The organism is Gelidibacter sp. (assembly GCF_035577925.1).
In the GTDB taxonomy this organism is placed as follows: domain Bacteria; phylum Bacteroidota; class Bacteroidia; order Flavobacteriales; family Flavobacteriaceae; genus Gelidibacter.
In genome coordinates, this window is record NZ_DATJCY010000378.1 from 1 (window position 1) to 3,858 (window position 3,858).

Annotated in this window: 4 protein-coding genes; 2 read left to right on the forward strand and 2 right to left on the reverse strand. The window is 35.3% G+C overall.

All coding sequences use genetic code 11. From position 1 onward, the window contains the following. Positions 1–808, reverse strand: an 808-nt coding sequence (locus tag VNJ50_RS14310; RefSeq protein ID WP_325582975.1) for an aminotransferase class I/II-fold pyridoxal phosphate-dependent enzyme, incomplete at its 3' end; no start/stop codon positions are given. Between the two features lie 168 nt (positions 809–976). Here VNJ50_RS14310 and VNJ50_RS14315 point away from each other — a divergent pair. Continuing rightward, a complete protein-coding gene (locus VNJ50_RS14315) occupies positions 977–1,435 on the forward strand; it encodes an Lrp/AsnC family transcriptional regulator (RefSeq protein ID WP_325582976.1) in 459 nt (152 codons plus the stop codon). Between the two features lie 313 nt (positions 1,436–1,748). Then, positions 1,749–3,149, forward strand: coding sequence for a dihydrolipoyl dehydrogenase (lpdA, locus tag VNJ50_RS14320; RefSeq protein WP_325582977.1), 1,401 nt, complete (start codon positions 1,749–1,751; stop codon positions 3,147–3,149). A gap of 65 nt (positions 3,150–3,214) precedes the next feature. Here lpdA and VNJ50_RS14325 read toward each other — a convergent pair whose 3' ends face one another. Further along, the gene (locus VNJ50_RS14325; protein ID WP_325582978.1) at positions 3,215–3,808 is read right to left on the reverse strand and encodes a hypothetical protein; all 594 of its coding nucleotides are present in this window, start codon (positions 3,806–3,808) and stop codon (positions 3,215–3,217) included. Positions 3,809–3,858 lie beyond the last annotated feature (50 nt).

Here is a 3,858-nt window from a genome sequence, read left to right on the forward strand (position 1 = left end):
AAAGTGCGTTATGGCTGTGCTGTAAAATGCGGATGTGTAAGGTTCGTAAGTTTTTTAGGATCGATGCAGCCCTTAAGCTGTCCATAGTTGGTCCAAGAAGCATGCATGCGCCGTCATTGACATTTCTTAAATCATCTATAAATTGTTGCTTGCCACATATTACGCCCCCAACAGTATCGCTGGAACCATTGATGAATTTGGTCAAACTATGAATTACAATATCGGCACCCAACTGCGCCGGTGAAATGGATAAGGGCGAAAATGTGTTGTCAACCACGAGTTTTATATTGTGTTTCTTTGCCAATTTTGCCAAACCTGCAATGTCTGCAACCTCCAATAATGGATTGCTCACCGATTCGCAAAAAATTACTTTTGTTTGTGGCGTAATAGCCGCTTCAACAAGGTCTAATTTGGTGATATCTACAAATGTGGTCTGGATATTGAAACGTGGCGTAAAGTTTTTTAGAAAAGCATATGATCCACCATAAATCGTTCGGCTGGAAACAATATGATCTTGTGCGCCGCAAAGTTGCATTAAAACAGAGGTGATGGCACTCATTCCCGATGCCGTTACACTTGCGGTTTCAGTCCCTTCCATTGCAGCCAGTGCTTGTCCTAGATAAAGATTGGAAGGCGTAGAGTGGCGCGAGTACAAATAGCAGCCATCGGCATTGCCCTCAAACGTATCAAACATTGTTTTTGCAGAAAGGAACGTATAGGTGGAAGAGTCAGAAATAGAAGGATTGACACCTCCAAATTCTCCAAAGTATTGTAAGTCCTGAATATTATTTGCTGGTTTAAATGCCATGTTTCTTAGATTTAAATTAGTTGATATGAATACAAAGATGGTATAATTTAGAATTTTTATCAATGTATGTGTTTTAATTTAGATTATTTTTCTCTAATTATTGATATATGTAGATTTTTGATTATATTATTTTATATTTGGATTATTCTAACTGAAAATTTTTCATTTATGACTCTTGATATAATCGATAAAAAACTCCTTAAGTTGCTTCAATCCAATAGTAAACAAACCAATAAAGAATTATCCATTAAGCTCAATCTTTCTGTAACGGCAGTTTATGAGCGCATAAAAAAACTGGAAAAGGAAGGTATTCTATTAAAATATGTGGCATTACTTCAAAAGGAAAAAGTTAACAAGAATTTTGTTGCATTTTGTCATATCAAACTCGCCCAACATACACAAGATTATATTATTAAATTTGAAAAAGAAGTCTCAAATCTTGTAGAAGTGATGGAATGCCATCATATTAGTGGTGATTATGATTACCTTGTTAAAGTGATTGTTTCGGATATGGAAGCCTTTAGGGAATTCATGGTCAATAAACTAACATCTATCAGCCATATTGGTAGTACCCACAGTATGTTTGTAATTAATGAAGTAAAGCACACAACTGCCATTAATATTTAAACCAATTCCTTCCGTCGATCAAATCTTTTCAGAATATGTTTTAACGCCTTTTATAATTTGATCAAGTTACTCGCTATATATTTTATAAGGGCTTATATCAAAATAAAATCTACAATATTGCTATATAAAAGTGTTGTTTATTGCTGTTTGTCCTTTATATCTGGAACAGAAGGATTGTTTAATTTTTTAGGTTGATATTTATTTATTCAGTTCTCGCATAAACATTGATAAAATCGTTGCTGGTTATTCGTAAAACGTCAATCAAAATCGTATTTTTGTACTCAATTTTAATAAACGTCAAAAAATCAATTTTATGAATTCATATGATGTGGCCATTATTGGCTCTGGACCTGGAGGTTATGTAGCAGCAATTCGCTGTGCGCAATTAGGCATGAAAACTGCAATTATCGAAAAATATGCCACCCTTGGGGGAACTTGTCTTAACGTTGGCTGTATTCCAAGTAAAGCACTTTTAGATTCTTCTCATCATTATGAAGATGCCATTAAGCATTTTGAAGAACATGGTATCGACATTCCTGGTGATATCAAAGTAAATTTAAAACAGATGATCGGCCGTAAAGATGCGGTTGTTGAACAAACTACAGGTGGCATTGATTTTTTGATGAAAAAAAATAAAATTGATGTTTATCAAGGTGTTGGGGCTTTTAAAGATGCTACCCATATTGTAATTACTGGTGATAAAACAGAAGAAATCGAAGCAAAAAACACCATTATTGCTACAGGAAGCAAACCTTCAAATTTACCATTTATTACATTGGACAAAGAGCGTGTCATTACCTCTACCGAAGCTTTAAAGCTAAAGGAAATTCCTAAGCATCTTATTGTTATTGGTGGTGGTGTTATCGGTTTAGAACTTGGTCAGGTTTATAAAAGATTGGGTGCTGAAGTTACTGTAATCGAGTATTTGGACCGAATAATTCCAACGATGGATTCAGGACTGTCAAGAGAATTGACCAAAGTTCTTAAAAAATCGAAGTTCAGCGTAAATGTATCCCACAAAGTAAAATCTGTAGAGCGAGTAGGAGATGAGGTCATTGTGAAAGCAGACAACAAAAAAGGTGAGGAAGTTGAATTTAAAGGTGATTATTGTTTGGTTTCTGTTGGACGTCGCCCTTATACCGACGGACTTAATGCTGAAGCTGCAGGTGTAAAACTTACGGACAGAGGACAAATTGAGGTGAATGAGCATTTACAGACTAATGTCAAAAATATTTATGCCATTGGCGATGTTGTCAAAGGCGCGATGTTGGCACATAAGGCTGAAGAAGAAGGTGTTTTTGTAGCCGAGACTTTAGCTGGACAAAAACCACATATCAATTATAATTTGATTCCTGGTGTAGTTTATACTTGGCCTGAAGTAGCTTCTGTTGGGAAAACAGAGGAGCAATTAAAAGAAGAAGGTGTTGCATATAAAACAGGTCAATTCCCGATGCGTGCTTTAGGACGAAGTAGAGCAAGTATGGATCTTGATGGTTTTGTTAAAGTGCTTGCAGATAAAACTACTGATGAAATTCTTGGCGTTCATATGATTGGTGCACGTGCAGCCGATATGATTGCCGAAGCTGTAGTGGCTATGGAATTTAGAGCTTCAGCTGAAGATATTTCACGTATTTCGCATGCGCATCCAACCTTTACGGAAGCTATTAAGGAAGCTGCTTTGGCAGCCACCGATGATAGAGCATTGCATATTTAAGTAAACTTTTAAAAACGGGTATAAAAAGCGAGCACAATATTTAGTGCTCGCTTTTTTTATTTTTTTTACTTGAATTCTCGAAGCAAATCTATAATTCGGAGTTTGTTGGAGTAATCATCTTCATTGACATCCCGCACCAGACAGTAAGCATTAATTGATCGGTCTTCTACTTTTTTTGAAAGCTCCTTCATGGTGTATGGGCCGTATTCCTTAGAGCGTTGAATATAGTAGAATTGATGTTTGGAAATGATTTGGGAGGCTTTTTTTAGATATTTATCCTTAAGAAATTTTTGGAGATCTTCTTTGGAGTTTATTGTTTCTTTATAATCACTGGAGTTGATGAAAAATGCATAATCATCCGACGCTTTTTGATTCAGGACTAAGGTGTCTTCATCTTTATAATAGGCTTTGATCAGTACAATACCATCTTCAGTCTTTATGGATAAAAAATTGGAATTGATAAAACTCCATCGGGTAGTTGTAACCGAATCATTTTCAGAAATGACCAATTCATTGTTTGGCTTGAAAATATACATTGATTTCGAATCATCAATACCATTGATCAATATCCATTTTTGATTGATAAATCGTTTGTCATGATGTAACGAATAATCAAAGGGTTCTAGTTTAGGAACAATATTGTATAAGATATTTGTCATTATGGGAGATGGATTTAATTATGATTATGTCGTCACTTAAATGCTATTTA

Excerpts from the sequence above, each read along its gene's own strand:
- VNJ50_RS14315 (WP_325582976.1), top strand. The coding sequence starts at position 977 with ATGACTCTTGATATAATCGATAAAAAACTCCTTAAGTTGCTTCAATCC.
- lpdA (WP_325582977.1), top strand. The coding sequence starts at position 1,749 with ATGAATTCATATGATGTGGCCATTATTGGCTCTGGACCTGGAGGTTAT.
- VNJ50_RS14325 (WP_325582978.1), bottom strand. The coding sequence starts at position 3,808 with ATGACAAATATCTTATACAATATTGTTCCTAAACTAGAACCCTTTGAT.